The organism is Brevibacillus borstelensis, assembly GCF_003710865.1.
GTDB lineage: Bacteria > Bacillota > Bacilli > Brevibacillales > Brevibacillaceae > Brevibacillus > Brevibacillus borstelensis.
On sequence record NZ_RHHO01000005.1, the window covers coordinates 79,812 to 96,489 of the forward strand.

The window sequence follows — 16,678 nt, forward strand, 5'->3', positions numbered from 1 at the left end:
ATTGTATTTTTTGCGGTGATGACGGTACTGTTCACATTTTTGCTTGTAGTGATGCATACGCTCCATATGCATTCTGTACTTGAACAGGAGCATTTCGAGGTCTGCATGAGCCCCGGACTTTGGTCTGCGTTCCCTTCTCCTCGGCGGAGCTGGCGGTCTGCGGTTTGACGGTCTTTTCGGGAAAGGTCTGTTTGGTGATGGCATGTTCGGTGATGGCATATTCGGAGACGGCATGTTCGGCGATGGCATCATCCGATGCGGCCTGTTTGGTCTTGGCATGTTCGGTGACGGCATGTTTGGCGATGGCATCATCCGATAAGGCCTGTTTGGTCTTGGCACCGCCCGATACGGCATATTTGGCGATGGCATATTCGGCGATAGATTCGGTGATGGCACGTTTCGCGATGGCATATTTGGCGACGGCATGATCGGAGACAGGTTCGGTGATGGAATGTTTGGTGATACATTTGGCGACGGCAAATTCGGTGAAGGTTTGGGCATCTCTTTGGGCCTGCGTGAAGGCATCGGCAACGCTGGAGGCATAGGTGGCATATTTCGGCGTCTTTCCAAACTCACACGTCCTTTCTAGTGAAATAGCACAGTACATGGTATGACATTCACCCGTCTAGAGAAACCGCACTTGCCCATATTTCAAAAAAATAAGCGCCCTTTTTTGGTTTGGGCAGGAAAACGCATTCTGCCGGGTGAAAGAATAGATACGAATGATAACGTTTTCACTTGACAGCTCATAAACTAGTATTACAATAGGGAATAGAAAAAATCATCTGAATAATAAGCAGACGGAAGCGGGGAAAAAAATGCAGAACTTGACGCTTACTCGTTTTGTTAATTTCATACCCGCATGGGAAGAGGGGCTAGGATAACAATCCTAGCCCCTCTTCCTTTTTGTCCTCTGCTATGCTAAAGGAGGAAAATACTCATGAATCAACGCACAATTTCTATCCGTCTGGACGGACATAAGCTGACCATTGAACAAGTAGCTGCCATTGCCAGGAAATTCGAGCAGATCGAACTGACGCCGGAAGCCGTTGAAAAAATCCGCAAATCCCGCTCGATGGTTGAACAAATGGTTCAAAACCAACAGGTCGTTTATGGGATTACGACTGGTTTTGGCAAGTTCTCCGACGTAGTGATTCCTCAAGAAGACGTCAGCCAGTTGCAGGAAAATCTGATCATGAGCCATGCGTGTGGAATGGGCGATCCCTATCCGACCGAGGTGGTCCGTGCGATGATGGCCCTGCGGATCAATGCACTGGCCAAGGGATACTCCGGCATCCGGGAAGAGACGATCAACCTGCTGATCGAAATGTGCAACCGCGGCGTCCATCCGATCATCCCGCAGCAGGGCTCTCTGGGAGCAAGCGGCGATCTGGCTCCCCTCTCCCATATGGTGCTCGTCATGCTCGGGAAAGGAGAAGCGGAGGTAAACGGCACAAGAATGCCCGGCAAAGCCGCCTTGGAGAGCGCTGGCTTATCCCCTATTCGGCTGGAGGCAAAAGAAGGTCTGGCATTGATCAACGGTACGCAGGCGATGACCGCTCTCCTTTGCCTGGCTGTGGCTGATGCTCATGCGCTGATCGAAAATGCCGATGTCATCGCCGCCATGACCGTGGAAGCGTTGCACGGGATTCCAAAAGCGTTTGATCCACAGCTTCACCTCGTCCGCGCCCATCCCGGCCAACAGGAATCAGCTCGCAAGCTGCTTGCCCATCTCGCAGGAAGCGAACGGACGACAGCGCAAGGGGAGCTCCGCGTGCAAGATGCCTACAGCCTCCGATGCGTCCCGCAGGTGCATGGCGCTACACGCGATGCCTGGGAGTATGTACGTGCTGCTGTAACCAGAGAGTGCAACAGTGTAACCGACAATCCCATTCTCTTCGCCGAGACCGGCGATGTTATTTCCGGAGGGAATTTCCACGGTCAGCCGATGGCATTGGCAGCCGACTTTTTGGCCATAGCAATAGCTGAGCTTGCCAATATTTCCGAGCGGCGGACCGAGCGTCTGGTCAACCCGCAATTAAGCGGACTCCCCGGTTTTTTAACGGAAAAAGGCGGCCTGCATTCCGGATTTATGATCACGCAATATGCCGCTGCTTCTATCGTTTCGGAGAACAAGGTGCTGTGCCATCCGGCTTCCGTCGATTCTATCCCTTCCTCTGCCAATCAGGAGGATCACGTAAGCATGGGAACGACGGCGGCCCGCAAGCTGAGAACCGTCATCGCCAACTCCATGAAGGTACTCGCCATCGAATATTTGGCGGCTGCGCAAGCAATCGAATTTGGCAAAGGAAAATTGGGAATCGGCACGGAGAAAGCTTATGCCAAGCTTCGTGAGGTCATACCGCCACTCTCCGAAGACCGGGAAATGCATGTGGACATGGCAAAAGCGGCAGAGCTCTTGGCAAGCGGCTGTCTCGTCCCTGAAATTTGATTGCTTCAACGTTTTCCTCCCTTGACCCGGCGGACCTTCCTGTTATGATGGAGGTAACATTGCCAGATTTCATGCTCAACAGGAGGCGTCCGCCATGTCTACTGCTTCCCATCCAGACACAATCCTGTTATTCGACGGCGTCTGCAATTTCTGCAACGGCGCTGTCCGCTTTATCATCCCGCGTGATCCGGCGGGGCGGATTCACTTCGCCTCACTGCAGTCAGAGACAGGCCAAAGCTTGCTGGAGCAGTATGGACTGGCGACTCACGACCTGTCATCTGTCGTACTGATCGACCAGGGAACCGTGTACGTCTATTCTGATGCAATCCTGCGCGTTGGCCGGCTTTTGCGCGGAGCCTGGCCGATTTTCTCAGCGATCGGCTTTTTCTTCCCAAGGCTTGTCAGGGATAGACTGTATCGGTTCATCGCTCGCAACCGCTATCGCTGGTTCGGCCGGTCGACCGTATGTCTGCTCCCCACAGCCGAAATACGAGCACGCTTTTTGGACTGAAAAAGAGGCATGCCTTATGGCATCGCCTCTTCTTGTTTTAACCTTATATATTCTTTGTAATATTTAATTGGCTGACAAATGCTTCCGTGCTCCGTTTCCGCTCTTTGCGCATGTTTTTGCGCTCCTCTGCCGTTTCAATCAGATAGCGTTCCTCGTCGGTTTCCGGGATGATGGGCGGTACTGGAGTCGGCTTGCCGTCTTCACCGAGCGCTACGAACGTGAGAAAAGAGGTAGCGGTCAAGGTTCGCTCCCCTGTTCGCAAATTTTCCGAGATGATTTTAACAAATACCTCCATCGATGTTTTTCCCGTGGAGGAGATGATCGCTTCCAGACAGATGGAATGGCCCATTTTTACGGGAGTAAGAAAATCGATCGAATCAATCGACGCCGTGACAACGGGACGGCGGGAATGCCTCATCGCCGCAATGGCAGCCACTTCGTCAATATAGGCCATCATTTTCCCTCCAAACATCGTGCCGTGAAAGTTGGTGTCTGAAGGTTGTACGAGGGAAGCCTGAATCGTACGGGATTCTTTTGTCGTCTTCGCGTTCATCACTGTTGCTCCTTTGCCAATCTACTTATCTGACCTAGCCATCATACCACATCGTTACTAGAGGATGTTCAAAAACTCTCGGAAACATACGCGGGGAATTGCTCTTGCCCCTATGTGACGAGATTTTCCTGCTCGCTGATGTATCCCAAGAGCTCCAGCGACTGGGCTGTATCCGGGCCCAGCAGCGCATGCAGCAACGGCAGATTCCATAAATAGGCCGGCTTATAGCCCGTTAGCGAAAACAGATTCTCATCCAAATGTACTGCTGCTTTCCGCCGTTCTATGCTTGCACAGTAGAAATGCTCCAAATAATCGGTGCCCCATCTGGAGAAAGAAGCCGTTTCCTCGGTCAAAGCGGTCAGAAGTATTATTTCGCCCGTATCAATGACCTCTAATGGGTAAAGCTGGCAGCTAAACGGCTTGAGTGAAACAACATCCACTCCCGACTTCTCGGCGTATGCGTGAATGGAGCACCCGTACCTTCCGTTCATCTCTTTATAGAACAGGCAGTTCCCGTGGTCCATCCGGATCGTGCCCAGACCATAGTGTTTGTCCCAGATCCCTTCGGCAGCCCATCCTCGCTGCTCCCGCTCGCTCCAGAATTGGCTTGCGATCGCACCCGATTCCCGCTCCAGCAGATCGGCCTGCTGGTTTTCTACGGCATAGGGTTGTCCGCCTTCACAGCAAGTCTCCCGGTGAACGAGACGGCAATTTTCGCAATCCAAGTGAAATGGCGTCAAGAGCGCCGGCAGATCGAGCAGAACCTTTCCCATTTGTTTCATCGCAGCGCGATGCTTCCTGATGTACTTTTTGCAGGCGTACACCTCTCGTTCATTCATCTTTTCCGGTGTACCCAGGTAGCGATAGAGACCTCTGCCATTCATTTGGACAAGATGAGCTCCGCTTCCGTTCCGAAGATAGAGAGACGCCCCTCGGCAAATACCGCCAGATTGTCTTCATCCGCAGGGATCTCCATCAAAATTTCTACGGTTCCTTCTGTATCGGACTCCAGGACGATCAGCAAATCCTTCTCTCCAAATTCGTTGTCCGTCAGCTTCCACGAGGCAAGTGTGCCTTGCAGCTGAGTCACCTCTTCATCTTCGCTGTCCGAGTCCCACTGTGTAAATTGCGCCTGAATCTGTCCTTTGGCATAATGCTCTTCGATCAAGCCGAGAAGTTGATCGTGTTTATGGATGTCCATGGAAAAATCCCTCCACTTTGTTCTTTTTCCTCTATGATAACAGACAGATGCGCTTGCACAAAAAAAGCCGCCTCGTCCGAACAAGGCGGGAATCCCCTCTTCAGCTTACCTTGCTGATCGTCTGTGCCAGGGCAAAGTCTTTCCCGGTCAAACCGTGCGCTTCTCTCGTCGTCACCGTAAAGGTCACTGTCGATTGACGAATCAGGATTTCGACATGGTGACTATCCTGGTCAAGCAATTCCGCTACACGATTGACAAAGCTGACGGCAGTGGAGAAATCGCGGCACTGATACGTACGGGACAGCGCCATCCGATCCTCCATCAGTCTCCAGCCGGGCACTTTGTTCAAATACAACTTCACTTGTTCCAGCGAAAGCTTGCTCACTCAGCGCACCCCCATCATCGATGAATGACATCGTTTTCACCATCATATTCACCTTGATAGCGGGTTAGTCACGCTTATCCGCGACGTCCTATTTTTTGACTGCGAAAAAGATCATCCGAGGCGAGTCAGCCGCTTGATACGGTTCAAACTGGTAATTGCCAAACGTCTGAATGTTGACAAAGCCAGCTTTCTGCAGCATTGCGGTCATCTCCTCAACCGTAAAGAGGCGGACCTGCTCCTGGTAGACTCTCGTTTCCGCTGCGCCTTTATCCTTAACGACGATCCGCTTCTTCACAAATCCTGCTTCCAGCCACCGCTCCTCCTCGATCAGCAGTCCGCCGACTTCCTTTTCGGAGTGCGGTACGAGATTGGCCTCTACAAACGCGGGATTCAAGTAGTCGATGACCACCTCTCCCCCCGATTTCAGGGCAAGGGCCATGTTTTGAACGACCTGCGCATTTTCCTCGTCCGAAGAGAAATACCCGAAGCTGGTAAACAGATTGACCACGATATCGAACTCTTCCCGAAACGGTATATGTCGCATGTCATATTGGTAAAAATGCAGATTAGGGAGAATCTTTTGCTCATTGGCGAGCTGAAGCAGGACGTTTGATAAATCTACCCCGACAACTTCATACCCGCGTCGGGCCAGTGCACGCGAATGACGTCCGCTCCCGCAACAAAGATCAAGAACTCTTCCGGATCGCTTGATGGGCAAACGCTCCAGGAGGTTGGCTATCTCTTTATCAGCTGACGCGTCATCCCTGTGTTTGTACACCAACACGTAGTCCTCGCGAAAGCTTCGTTCAAACCATTCTTCTGCCATGTCTGTGCTCCTTTTTCCTTCCAAGATGCACCTATTATACCACAGCCTATTTTGATCAGAAGCCGTTTTCCGCGACAGAAATGTGCAGGAAGGGCAGCCGTCTTCACCGCTGTCGCGAATACACAGCATTGCCCTCTGCCGCGGACAATCGGATGTCACCCTCGGCCAAATCGAGCGGTTCCCAACGCTTCCTTCGATCATCCCAGATTTGATACCGCAAACCGTCATTCGTTACAAGATACGGTCCAAACGGCATCACTTCCGCACGGGTCACATGCAGCTCCCGCTGTCTCCCTCCGATTTGCCACCATGTATACGTCCCGGCTTCCTCGTCACTCTTTCGCTTTAAGACAGCCTGGCTGTGGTCATTGGCCCAGACAACCTCGCCTTCGGCCGTCCAGGATTTGCCCTTGCGCGATACAAAGACGGTTTTGTTTTCCGTAGGACCCGGTATTGTGTAATAAATGCCGTCTTTTCGTACCCTGATCGGAAAGGCTGGCAGCTTCTCCCGAGGGTGAAGCAATGCCTCTCCCAACGACTCCGTTTTCTCCAGTACGAGATCATGGAGGCGATACGTTCGTTTTTCCACCCGATACAAATTTTTGTCGCCCGCTGGACGCACGAGCACGATATAGAGATAGCCATCCACATCGTCTACAGCCATTTCCAGCGCAATCGACCCGGTCGACGTCTCATCGAAAAGCGGCGTTTTTTCTCCCGTAGCCAAATGATACACTGTTCCAAGCTTCTCTTCGACATAGAGAAATCTCCCTGCATCCAGCCAATCGATTGTCGCATGGGAGAGTCCGCTGCCTTCCAGCATCGGCTCGATCAATAGCGGATCACGTCCTCTCTGCTCCAAAACGAGGGCAACCTGTCTATCTCCCCGTCTGCTCTTGCTTCGCCCTCTGTCAATCACGCCGAGATAGCTTTCGCGGTCAGGAGAGAGTATCAATCGGTCGTAAAAGGAGTCATAGGGACTAAAACCGACCACCTCGCTGTCAGGGTAGGAGAGCCAGGACAACGGCTGTTTTTTGTATAATGCCACATAGCGATACTCTTCGGGCAGATAGTTCCCGCTTTGCGAATGGAATTGCGTCAAGTCCAGCGCCGCCCGATTGACCCTTCGCACATCAAGAGACATCGTCCGATCATCCAGCCAGACTGCCGGGTAGCCGTTGACTGACCGTCCCGCTTCTTCCTTCCTGATCATAGGCTCTGAAAATCGCAGCAGAATCGTTCCCAATCCTTCCGTTATGTACAAGGATCGGGATTCTCTGCTCTCCGGAAGCATGAGCACCGCTCCCTCTGCCTTGCCGGGCTGAATGGTAAGAGCAAGGGGGGCCATTCTTCGGAGAGTGATCGTCGGAATATTCCCAAAACGAAACCCGAACTCGTCTTTGATTTCCGAAAAGGTCATCGTCAATTGATAATTGCCTCGTGACACCTCGCGGACGGACGTGCTGTACTTCACATCGCCGATAAGCTCCACTTGGGAAAGGAAGCTTTCCGCTGCCTCCAAGGATTGGTTCGTTGTCACATCAATATGTATAAAGGCTTCTTTTTTATGCAGTCCAAGTTGAATCGGCTGTTTTGGCATCTTGCCTCGTTCAAACTCGGCTATCCGAAAGCTGGCCTGATCGTCTTGCTGTCCAATCAATAATCGCTGAAAAGCTTGCTCAAAGGCATACGTTTCTCCGGCCGTGACGGAATTCAACGTTTTCTCCATCATTTGCGACCGGTAGAAGGCAGTAATAATCCAGATGGAAGCCAGGCAAACCGATCCGAGGGTAACAATCAGCATCCACCGCTTCACTTGAACGCCCCCTGAATAAACACGCTTTTCTCCATGATATCATAAACCTTTGTGTCCGATCAGATAAAAGCCCCTTTGCTGACGAGAGTTCCTATCATCAAAGGGGCATGGCATTAGCGGTGGAAGGACCGCCCGAGTCTGATTTTTTCTGCTACCCGGGACAGTACAACTTCGACGGAAGACGAATCTTCTACGACGTCGTATTCATTGATGTTGATCCGAAGAACCGGACAGGTCGAAAACGAGGAGATCCACTTTTCATAGCGGTTGTACAAATCCAGCCAGTAATCGGTCGGCGTCTGCTGCTCCATCGGACGGCCGCGTTCCTGGACGCGGTCCAGAATGTCGTCAAAGCTTCCTTCCAAATAGATCAGGATGTCCGGGTGCGGAAAATACGGAGTCATGACCATCGCTTCGAACAGTTGCGTATACGTTTGGTAATCCTCTTCCGTCATGTGCCCTTGCTCGTACAGCATCCTGGCGAAAATGCCGGTGTCCTCGTAAATAGAGCGATCCTGCACAAAACCGCCCCCGTATTCAAACATCCGCTTTTGCTCTTTAAACCGCTCTGCGAGGAAAAATACCTGCAGATGGAAGCCCCAGCGGGACAGATCTTCATAAAATTTCCCCAGATACGGGTTGTTGTCCACTTTTTCCACGGATACCCGAAAGCCGAGCAGATCGGCCAAAGCATATGTAAAGGTGGACTTTCCGACACCTACCGTTCCCCCGATCGTAATGACAGCGTTGCTAGGTATCCCGTACTTTTCTCTCAAATCACTGTTTTTAAACCCAGACATGAACGTAACTCCTTCTAAAATGATCAGGCCGTGCGCATGGAAAGATTAAGCCCCCTGGAGCGAACGGATATATGGTTCGATTTGCTTCAGAACATGCTGCAGATCTTCCGGCTTATGTACAAAATCAAGCTCGTCGCACTGAAACTTGATTACGGGCGTATCTGGATGGCGTCTTTCAAACGCTTCCATAAATTCATTGTAATCAGCGATCAGATTTTTCATATAGCCTACATCCATTTTGCGTTCCACATCGCGATCGCGCATCTCGATACGCTTCATCACCGTATCGATCGATGCTGTCATGTAGATGACCAGATTCGCCTGTGGCAAGCCTTCCGTAAGGATATCATAAATCTTCAGATACTTGGGCAGGTTCTCCTCATCCAATGTCCGCTTGGCAAAAATGGTGTTTTTAAAAATATTGTAATCTGCCACTGCCGATATCCCCTGTTTCAGATAGTCCCGGTGCAAATCCTGCAATTGCTTGTACCGGTTGCAAAGAAAAAACATCTCCAGCTGAAAGCTCCATTCGGCAATGTTTTCATAAAACTTTCCCAGAAACGGATTTTCATACACGATCTCTTCCAGCAGTTTCAGATCAAAGGCTTTGCTGAGTTCACGGGACAGCGACGTTTTGCCAATGCCAATCGGTCCCTCGATAGTTACAAATACGGGCTTCATAATTGTCACAACAAATCCTTTCCCAGATATGAGAGCCTCCATATTGTAGCATGGACATGTCAATTTTGTCGAAAAGATTCGGATAATGTCAGGCGCAGAAAACTGTGCCGCTTGAGGCTTTGCGCAGAACATTTGCACCTGATTACGACAAGTCTTCCTCTCCGAAATGTGCTCGCAGCTTGGCTGTTGTCCGCAGGAATCCGTTCGACCAAGAAAACCGCTCAGCATGGGGGCTGGCGGTTCATTGTTTTACGGTCTATCGATCAAAAATTTTTTTGTTCATCTCGTTCTCACGTAAAATACTCGATTTTCGCTTGCGGGAAAAGGCGGGTGATTTCCTTTTCCAAATGCTCACGGAGCGCTTTTGCCTGCACGTCCGGATAAACGTATTTGCCTTTCCCGTATTTGCCCCATTTGTACTTGCGCTCTTCCTCGTTCATTTCCAGCTTTGTCTTCGGATAGCGCTGCAGGATCAGCTTCTTGGCCACCTTGGTGAAGCGGTGCTGGATCAGTTCGAACGTAAGGTCTTCCATCGCCTCCGGCACCAGCTGTTCCCGCAGACGTTCCAGCAAGTCGGTATATCCTTCTTCCCATCCCTCAAACCAGTACAGCGGCGCGAGAATGAAGCCGAGCGGATACCCCGCTTTGGCCACTTTTCCCGCCGCTTCCAGGCGCTGGGCGAATGTGGAAGTCCCCGGTTCAAAGTGCTTGATGACGTAATCAGCGTTCATGCTGAAGCGAAAGCGGGTGTGTTTGTTGTGGGCGGCGTCCAGCAGGGAGTCCACGTGATGGAACTTGGTTACGAAACGAAGCCGTCCCAGCGGCTGCTTCCCCATGAACTCAATCGCTCTCCGCAAATTTCCGGTGATATGCTCGATACTGACCGGGTCCGAGGTGCAAGCCGCCTCAAACCGGGTAATTTCCGGCTCCCGTTCGCGAATGTAGGCTTCCGCCTGCCGGAGTATGTCGTCTGTATTGACATATACGCGGATATACGGCTTTGTGCCGATATTTGTGTTCAAATAACAGTAATGGCAGTGCGCGGCACATCCTGTAGCCAGCGGGATGGCGTATTCGGCAGACGGCTTGGACTGCTCGAATTTGAGCGTCTTGCGCACGCCCACGACCAGCGTCCGCTTCGCATTGCGATACTGCTCCACGTCCGTTTCTCCGGGAATCCCGCGGACCTGGTTGTGGCTGGTCGTCATTCGGATCGGGATGCCCTGCTCCTGATACCGCTGATAAAGCTCTTTCCCTAACGGATAATGGAGTGCGTCGGGCTCGAAGAAAACAAAATCAGGCAGAAACAGCTTTGACTCTTTATTCGCAACTGTTTCCGGTTTTTCTGTAAGCGTCGTCGCCATGTCGATCCCCCCAGAGATAGTATCTCCGAACCCGAGCGAGGGGTTCGATGGAGGAAAATGGCTGTCGCTGTCCTGATGATCAGCTACAGGCGGTTTTTAAACTGGTGAAGCCACTCCAACGCCTGATCCCTCTGCTTCTCGGGTACCTGCAGCACATAGACGTGCCCCGTTCGCTGCGTTTTCCGTGACAAGAGGCGGACACGAATGCCCTTCATTTCCAAGTAGTGCCTGCACTCATTCGCCATTCTTGGCAAACCGTACGACTCATGAATCGTCACCCATTTGATCCACATCCCCGTTTTGACCGTCCTCTCTAGGTGCTATACGATACGATAAGCGAAAAGAAGGCGTCCGGTTCCCCCCAGACAAGGAGAAAAATGCGATTTTGAAAACCGTTTCTTCCCCGTCGCCGTCTAATAAGAAGGAGGGGTGAGCGTGAATCTGGAACAACTCGTCTCGTCTGCCCAGCAGGGGGATGATGACGCCTTTTACAAACTGATGCAGACACATAAAGAAAAGCTGTACAGAGTCGCATACGCTTTCTTTCGCAATGAAACCGACGCCCTGGAGGCTCTGCAGGAAGTCACATGCCGTGCTTATCTCAAGCTGCCCAAGCTCAAGCAGCCGGCCTATGTCTCCACGTGGCTGACGAGGATCATGATCCATGTCTGTGTGGATGAGCAAAAACGAAAAAAACGGTCGCTGGCAAGTGATATGGGCAGCGATGCGCCAATTCGGGATGACACGGATACAACCGACCTGCGGCTTGAGCTGGAAGACGCGATTTCCCGGCTGACAGGCATGCATCGACAGGTCATTATTTTAAAGTACTTCGAAGACTTGACCATACGAGAAATCGCCGCCCTGCTCGACCATCCCGAGGGAACGATCAAGACATGGCTTCACAAGGCGTTGGGCGCGTTGCGCAAAGATTTGGGAAAAGGTTGGTGAGATGATGAATCGACGCGAAGAAACGGACGCTTTTTTCTCAGGAGAAGAGTCGGAATCGCGCCCCGGCGAGGATCGGATCGAGCAACAATTAACAGAGAAGAAGGTACAGTACGAAAAGACTCAGGCTCCTCCGGAGGCAGACGCCTTTATTCTGGCCGGTATGACCCAAGCAAAGGGGCAGTTGCGGAAGCATCAGCGTATATGGCGCATCCGCTGGTCGCTCATTGCCGCGTGCTCCCTTGTTGCGGGCTTGTTGTTCACGATCCGCCTCTCCCCCGCCTTCGCGGCTTATGTGAGCGATATTCCCGGAATGGAGCCGATCGTAAATTTGGTCCAGGCGAAGAAAGGCTTGGAAAGGGCTGCGAAGCACGGGCTGGCACAAGAAATTGGCGCATTTGCGGAAGCGGATAACGTCAGCTTCACGATTGATCGGGTAATCGGGGATCAAAGGCGGATGCTGCTGCTGTATACGATCAGGCACAGGGAACCAGGGCATGTCGTTCGATTGGAGGGCATCGATATTACGGATGACAAGGGCAACCAAATACCGCTCAGCTACTCGCTGTCCAGCGGGAGCTTTAAACCTGTCAGCCATGCGCAGGAAGCGATTGAGATATACCCGACGGATGAAAGTCTGCCGCTCCCGGATCATCTGGTTGTAAAGGCAACAATCTACGTGGATGCCCTGCCAATGGATACTCCGATCAGCGTAACTGTCCCCATCGACAAGTCCAGGTATGCCGACCTGAAAGAAAAAATATACCCGGTCAACCAGACGATTACTGTCGACGGACAAAAACTGACGGTTTCGCAGGTCGCCGTTTACCCTACCCAGGCGGAAGTCACGGTTCGGTTCGCTCCCGAAAATACAAAGCACATCTTCGGTTTCGACAATTTGCGGCTGGTGGATGAAAAGGGACAAACCTTTGCCTTTTGGGGGAATGGCATTCCTTCCCATAAAAATGGCGAGTACGAGGTGATCTACCATCTGGAGAGCAACTATTTCGACACTCCTCAGCAACTCTATCTGAAAGCAAGCGGCATCCAGGCATTGGACAAAGACAAGCTGGTCGTGGTAATCGACGCAAAGAACAAGGTGCTATTGAAAGCGCCGGATGACAGGCTATCGCTGGAAGCGCTTAGGCAGAATGATGACGTAGTCGGCATGGACTATCACCTTCGCGTCGATGAGCAGGACTTCCACGAGTACGGCTCGCACATTTCAGAGCTGACAGACGATCTGGGAAATCGATACGAATTTGTCCAAGGGACTTCCACCCCATCAGAAACCGAAACCATTCAAAGATATGGCGTCTTGTTCAAGCGTACGGAACCGGCTCGCAAGGGCACCCCCAGCACGTACAAATTTACGCTCAACTACTACCCGACCAGATTGAAGGGGGATCTGTCCATTCCGATCGAGATAAAGTAAAGCAACAGTTGGGAACCTTTTGCACCAGCACAAAATGCCCGCAGCAGGACCCCGATGCACCCTCTTGCATCTAGGTTTTGCTGCGGGCTTTCTTGCTTTGTTTCCCCTGCCAATTGTTGCAAAATCCGTTGTTTTTATTTCACAGCCGCCCAGTGATTGGTCGGCCCATGACCGCCGCCGATCTGCGGTGCCGTTCTGATCGCTTCCACGATAAACCGGTTGGCCCGGTCCACCGCTTCGACGAGCGGCGTGCCTTTCGCCAGCTCGGCAGTAAGCGCCGCCGAAAACGTGCAGCCTGTCCCATGCGTATGACGGGTCGGTACCCGTTCATGCTCCATTTCAAAAAAATCCCGGCCGTCATAGAGGATATCCACGATGGCATCCCCTTGAAGATGGCCCCCTTTCATCATCACATGGCGCGGGCCCATCTGGTGGATCGCTCTAGCCGCTTCGCGCATTTGCTCCGGGGTTTCGATGCGCAGCCCGCTCAAGAACTCGGCTTCCGGCAGGTTGGGAGTGATGACCTCTGCCAGTGGAAGCAAAAAGCGCTTGAGGGCCGCAATCGCCTCATCCTGCAGCAGCTTCGCTCCCCCCTTGGCGATCATGACCGGGTCTACGACCAGCTTTTTTACGTCAAAATGGCTGATTTCCCGGGAGACTGCTTCAATGATCTCCGCGTTAAACAGCATCCCTGTCTTCGCTGCGTCCGTCCCGATATCCCGGAGCACTTCATGCATCTGCTGGGCTACCGCTTCCGTCGGCAGCGGATACACGCATGTTACACCCAATGTATTTTGCACGGTAACCGCTGTGATAGCGCTTGTCCCGTAAACGCCGAATTGGTGGAAGGTTTTCAGATCAGCCTGAATCCCCGCTCCTCCTCCGCTGTCCGATCCTGCGATTGTCATCGCTTTTGCAAGTCGGTTCACGTCTGCTCCTCCTATCCTCTCTGTCTTCTGTTATGAGTATATCATCAGCCCGTCTCCTCCGGTATACTGGGAATGTACCATCTGGTCAAAGGAAAGGGATGTAACTATGACGTACCGTGTCTTATACTGGTTGACTGTACTGCTCCCGCCAATCGTCATCGGCGGTTTTGAATTTGTACGCCACGACTTTTTGCTGCCTTATTTATCCATGGAAACAGGCAATGTCTACATCACAATATTGACTCTGCTGCTCTCCTTTCTCTTCGCTACCTGGATGTTCCGCAAGATTGACCGGATGAATGCCCGGATCGTGGAGGAACAAGCTCGCCGCGCCGTCTACGAAGAGCGGGAACGGCTGGCCAGAGAGCTGCATGACGGTATTGCCCAATCACTGTTCTTCCTCAACGTCAAGCTGAAGCAGGGCCAATTGGAGGACGCCCGCGCTGCAGTCTCCGCGATTGACAATGACGTACGCCACGCCATTTTCAACCTGCGCTCTCTCCCCGAAGAAGGCAGCAGCCTGACCCAGCGGCTGGAAAACTGGCTGGCACAGTGGAGCGCCCTCTCCGGCGTTGATGTCACTCACCAGATCGAAGTGCCTGACGGCTTCTTTTCCCCTGCCGAAGAAGTTCAGCTATTTGGCATTGTCCAAGAGACCTTTGCCAATATTCAAAAGCATGCAGGGGCCAGACACGCTTGGCTGACATTAAAAGCGTTACGTGCAGACAATTGGTGTCTGTCTGTCGAAGACGACGGCATCGGAATCAGCCTGGACGAGCATGAAGCGAAAAAATACGGCCTTAAAATGGTTCGGGAACGAGCCAAGCAGCTGGGCTCCACTATCGAAATTACACAGAGAACGGAGGGCGGCACTTCCATCCGCCTGGTGTTCGATCGAGGAGGTAACAAAGCGTGAATGCGTACCGCGTTCTGATTGCAGATGATCACCATATGGCGAGGCTGGCTATCCGCAGTCTCCTGGAGCAAGACCCTTCCTTTTACGTCATCGGTGAAGCGACCAATGGCGAAGAAGCCTATCAAATGTGCGGAGCACTGCAGCCGGACCTGGTGCTGATGGATATCAACATGCCGCGTTGGACTGGTCTGGAGGCAACGCGAGAGGTAAAAAAGGCATACCCGCATATAAAAGTTGTCATTCTCAGCATCTCTGATGATGTGGGAGATCTGATCACAGCCATACAATTTGGGGCCCAAGGCTATCTTTTGAAAAACCTGGAGCCGGACGACTGGATCACCTATTTGCACGCCCTTCTCGGTGAAGACAGCGAGCTCTCAAGAGAAATGGCCGCGCGCTTGTTTACCCGCTTCCGGCAGGAAGAAAGCATGAATGAGCCTGTCCCCGACGTGTTGACTCCGCGCGAACGCGAAATCGTGATGTACGTCGGCGCAGGCAAAACAAACCGGGAAATCAGCGACGCCCTGATCATCGCAGAAAATACCGTAAAAAATCACATCAAGAACATTCTTGAAAAGCTGCAACTGGTCAATCGCGTCCAGCTCGCAGCCTACGCCGTAAGGCATCATCTGATGCTCAGGCAAAGCGACGAGCGTTAGCTGCCCAGCCAGGTGAAAGCGATAGGGCCAGCGGGCACGCTCTGCTGTCCCTTGCGTGTGTATTATGGTTACAGCAACAGCACGTGTATTCCAGGATCAAAAAACTTGTACAAGCGAAACATTTTTGTCCTGAGAAAATAGTGTTGCGCTGTGCCATTTTTTTGTGTTAAAGTTGCACGAGGGAAACATTTATGTCTAAGGATAAAATATTTGAGGAGGGACAACTTTTGAGTGCTAAGACTACATATCAAAGAGTGCTGAAAGGAACGTTTTACTCTGTCTTGACAGCTGCTTTTCTATTGACCGGCTGCGGGACAAAGGAGGAGCCGGCAACAAAGCCGGCTGCTGGTGAGACTGTCTGGAAAGTCACGGCAACGACAGGCATGGTCGCCGATATTGTAAAAGAAGTGGGCGGCGAACATGTCGAGGTGACACAATTGATGGGCGCCGGGGTCGATCCTCACCTGTACAAAGCGTCCGAAGGAGATATCAAGCGGATTGACCAGGCCGATATCATCTTCTACTCCGGGCTGCATCTCGAGGGGAAAATGGTCGAAATCTTCGAGAAAATGAGTGCGAAGAAGCCGGTAAAAGCGGTTACCGCCAGTTTGACAAGGGAGCATCTGCTGGCTGACCCTGCTGCTCCTGAAAGCCCCGACCCGCACGTCTGGTTTGACGTCTCGCTATGGATGAAGGCTGTCGAGCAGGTACGGGACGATCTCGCCGCGTTTGACGCTGCTCACGCATCGAGCTATCAGGCCAACGCGGAGCGATATTTGCAAGAGTTGAAAGAACTTGATGATTACGCACGGGAGCAGCTCGGCTCGATCCCGAAAGAACAGCGCGTTTTGGTCACGGCGCACGACGCTTTCCAATACTTCGGTCGCGGCTATGACGTAGAGGTGATGGGGCTGCAAGGAATCAGCACCGCTTCCGAGTATGGCCTGAAGGATGTGCAGACGCTTGTAGATACGCTGGTTGAACGCAAAATCAAAGCCGTCTTTGTGGAATCGTCCGTTCCCAAGCGCTCTATCGAAGCAGTAGTGCAAGGTGCAGCTGCGAAAAATCACACTGTAGCCATTGGCGGCGAGCTGTTTTCGGACGCCATGGGAGAGCCCGGCACACCGGAGGGCAACTACATCGGGATGGTTCGCCACAACGTCGATACGATTGTGAACGCTTTAAAATAAACTAACTTTTCT

The 16,678-nt window shown here is 52.1% G+C and carries 19 protein-coding genes; 7 read left to right on the forward strand and 12 right to left on the reverse strand.

The features are described from left to right. Positions 1-31 precede the first annotated feature (31 nt). A complete protein-coding gene (locus EDM54_RS02905) occupies positions 32-607 on the reverse strand; it encodes a hypothetical protein (protein WP_003387431.1) in 576 nt (191 codons plus the stop codon). 333 nt (positions 608-940) lie between these two features. On the opposite strand from EDM54_RS02905, the gene hutH reads away from it, so the two are divergent. Together hutH and EDM54_RS02915 are read left to right on the forward strand one after the other, a co-directional pair. After that, on the forward strand, positions 941-2,452 hold the full coding sequence (gene hutH / locus EDM54_RS02910; RefSeq protein ID WP_003387432.1) for a histidine ammonia-lyase: 1,512 nt from the start codon (positions 941-943) through the stop codon (positions 2,450-2,452). A gap of 94 nt (positions 2,453-2,546) precedes the next feature. Next, positions 2,547-2,963, forward strand: coding sequence for a thiol-disulfide oxidoreductase DCC family protein (locus EDM54_RS02915; protein WP_003387433.1), 417 nt, complete (start codon positions 2,547-2,549; stop codon positions 2,961-2,963). 43 nt (positions 2,964-3,006) lie between these two features. Here the strand turns inward: EDM54_RS02915 and EDM54_RS02920 are convergent, their stop codons facing one another. From EDM54_RS02920 to EDM54_RS02965, 10 genes are all read right to left on the reverse strand, one after another. Next, positions 3,007-3,516, reverse strand: coding sequence for an acyl-CoA thioesterase (locus tag EDM54_RS02920; RefSeq protein ID WP_122957747.1), 510 nt, complete (start codon positions 3,514-3,516; stop codon positions 3,007-3,009). 110 nt (positions 3,517-3,626) lie between these two features. After that, positions 3,627-4,400: a DUF3109 family protein gene (locus tag EDM54_RS02925; RefSeq protein ID WP_024985138.1), complete on the reverse strand. Its 774-nt coding sequence runs from the start codon at positions 4,398-4,400 to the stop codon at positions 3,627-3,629. Beyond that, on the reverse strand, positions 4,397-4,717 hold the full coding sequence (locus tag EDM54_RS02930; RefSeq protein ID WP_003387437.1) for a hypothetical protein: 321 nt from the start codon (positions 4,715-4,717) through the stop codon (positions 4,397-4,399). Before EDM54_RS02930 ends, EDM54_RS02925 begins: the two co-directional genes overlap by 4 nt. A 100-nt stretch (positions 4,718-4,817) precedes the next feature. After that, a complete protein-coding gene (locus EDM54_RS02935; RefSeq protein WP_003387438.1) occupies positions 4,818-5,102 on the reverse strand; it encodes a 4a-hydroxytetrahydrobiopterin dehydratase in 285 nt (94 codons plus the stop codon). A gap of 88 nt (positions 5,103-5,190) precedes the next feature. Next, positions 5,191-5,928: a class I SAM-dependent methyltransferase gene (locus tag EDM54_RS02940; RefSeq protein WP_024985137.1), complete on the reverse strand. Its 738-nt coding sequence runs from the start codon at positions 5,926-5,928 to the stop codon at positions 5,191-5,193. A 103-nt stretch (positions 5,929-6,031) separates the two neighbouring features. After that, entirely contained in the window at positions 6,032-7,744 is a 1,713-nt protein-coding gene (locus EDM54_RS02945; RefSeq protein WP_003387440.1) for a hypothetical protein, read from the reverse strand. A gap of 113 nt (positions 7,745-7,857) precedes the next feature. After that, entirely contained in the window at positions 7,858-8,544 is a 687-nt protein-coding gene (locus EDM54_RS02950) for a deoxynucleoside kinase (protein WP_003387441.1), read from the reverse strand. A gap of 45 nt (positions 8,545-8,589) precedes the next feature. Then, the gene (locus EDM54_RS02955; RefSeq protein WP_024985136.1) at positions 8,590-9,225 is read right to left on the reverse strand and encodes a deoxynucleoside kinase; all 636 of its coding nucleotides are present in this window, start codon (positions 9,223-9,225) and stop codon (positions 8,590-8,592) included. A 290-nt stretch (positions 9,226-9,515) separates the two neighbouring features. Next, positions 9,516-10,589 carry a spore photoproduct lyase gene (gene splB, locus EDM54_RS02960; RefSeq protein WP_003387443.1) on the reverse strand — a complete coding sequence of 358 codons (1,074 nt, stop codon included), beginning with the start codon at positions 10,587-10,589 and terminating at the stop codon, positions 9,516-9,518. 83 nt (positions 10,590-10,672) lie between these two features. Further along, a complete protein-coding gene (locus tag EDM54_RS02965) occupies positions 10,673-10,882 on the reverse strand; it encodes a hypothetical protein (RefSeq protein WP_003387444.1) in 210 nt (69 codons plus the stop codon). A gap of 142 nt (positions 10,883-11,024) precedes the next feature. On the opposite strand from EDM54_RS02965, the gene EDM54_RS02970 reads away from it, so the two are divergent. Both EDM54_RS02970 and EDM54_RS02975 read left to right on the forward strand, forming a co-directional pair. Next, complete coding sequence (locus EDM54_RS02970) at positions 11,025-11,540, forward strand: sigma-70 family RNA polymerase sigma factor (protein ID WP_003387446.1); 516 nt, start codon at positions 11,025-11,027, stop codon at positions 11,538-11,540. A 4-nt stretch (positions 11,541-11,544) separates the two neighbouring features. After that, on the forward strand, positions 11,545-12,972 hold the full coding sequence (locus tag EDM54_RS02975) for a DUF4179 domain-containing protein (RefSeq protein ID WP_081607732.1): 1,428 nt from the start codon (positions 11,545-11,547) through the stop codon (positions 12,970-12,972). 134 nt (positions 12,973-13,106) lie between these two features. Here the strand turns inward: EDM54_RS02975 and thiD are convergent, their stop codons facing one another. Next, entirely contained in the window at positions 13,107-13,901 is a 795-nt protein-coding gene (thiD, locus tag EDM54_RS02980) for a bifunctional hydroxymethylpyrimidine kinase/phosphomethylpyrimidine kinase (RefSeq protein ID WP_122957748.1), read from the reverse strand. 106 nt (positions 13,902-14,007) lie between these two features. Here thiD and EDM54_RS02985 point away from each other — a divergent pair, with 106 nt between their 5' ends. The 3 genes from EDM54_RS02985 (at position 14,008) to EDM54_RS02995 (ending at position 16,666) form a co-directional block, all read left to right on the forward strand. After that, on the forward strand, positions 14,008-14,817 hold the full coding sequence (locus EDM54_RS02985; RefSeq protein WP_003387449.1) for a sensor histidine kinase: 810 nt from the start codon (positions 14,008-14,010) through the stop codon (positions 14,815-14,817). Then, entirely contained in the window at positions 14,814-15,476 is a 663-nt protein-coding gene (locus tag EDM54_RS02990) for a response regulator (RefSeq protein ID WP_003387450.1), read from the forward strand. The genes EDM54_RS02985 and EDM54_RS02990 overlap by 4 nt, the downstream gene beginning before the upstream one ends. Before the next feature lie 227 nt (positions 15,477-15,703). Beyond that, a complete protein-coding gene (locus EDM54_RS02995; protein WP_003387451.1) occupies positions 15,704-16,666 on the forward strand; it encodes a metal ABC transporter solute-binding protein, Zn/Mn family in 963 nt (320 codons plus the stop codon). Positions 16,667-16,678: the final 12 nt, after the last annotated feature.

Coding starts and splice junctions, on each gene's coding strand:
- EDM54_RS02930 (WP_003387437.1), bottom strand. CDS start 4,717: ATGGACATCCATAAACACGATCAACTTCTCGGCTTGATCGAAGAGCAT.
- EDM54_RS02955 (WP_024985136.1), bottom strand. CDS start 9,225: ATGAAGCCCGTATTTGTAACTATCGAGGGACCGATTGGCATTGGCAAA.
- EDM54_RS02985 (WP_003387449.1), top strand. CDS start 14,008: ATGACGTACCGTGTCTTATACTGGTTGACTGTACTGCTCCCGCCAATC.
- EDM54_RS02905 (WP_003387431.1), bottom strand. CDS start 607: ATGTACTGTGCTATTTCACTAGAAAGGACGTGTGAGTTTGGAAAGACG.
- EDM54_RS02920 (WP_122957747.1), bottom strand. CDS start 3,516: ATGAACGCGAAGACGACAAAAGAATCCCGTACGATTCAGGCTTCCCTC.
- hutH (WP_003387432.1), top strand. CDS start 941: ATGAATCAACGCACAATTTCTATCCGTCTGGACGGACATAAGCTGACC.
- splB (WP_003387443.1), bottom strand. CDS start 10,589: ATGGCGACGACGCTTACAGAAAAACCGGAAACAGTTGCGAATAAAGAG.
- EDM54_RS02940 (WP_024985137.1), bottom strand. CDS start 5,928: ATGGCAGAAGAATGGTTTGAACGAAGCTTTCGCGAGGACTACGTGTTG.
- EDM54_RS02915 (WP_003387433.1), top strand. CDS start 2,547: ATGTCTACTGCTTCCCATCCAGACACAATCCTGTTATTCGACGGCGTC.
- EDM54_RS02975 (WP_081607732.1), top strand. CDS start 11,545: ATGAATCGACGCGAAGAAACGGACGCTTTTTTCTCAGGAGAAGAGTCG.
- EDM54_RS02965 (WP_003387444.1), bottom strand. CDS start 10,882: ATGTGGATCAAATGGGTGACGATTCATGAGTCGTACGGTTTGCCAAGA.
- EDM54_RS02925 (WP_024985138.1), bottom strand. CDS start 4,400: ATGAATGGCAGAGGTCTCTATCGCTACCTGGGTACACCGGAAAAGATG.
- EDM54_RS02950 (WP_003387441.1), bottom strand. CDS start 8,544: ATGTCTGGGTTTAAAAACAGTGATTTGAGAGAAAAGTACGGGATACCT.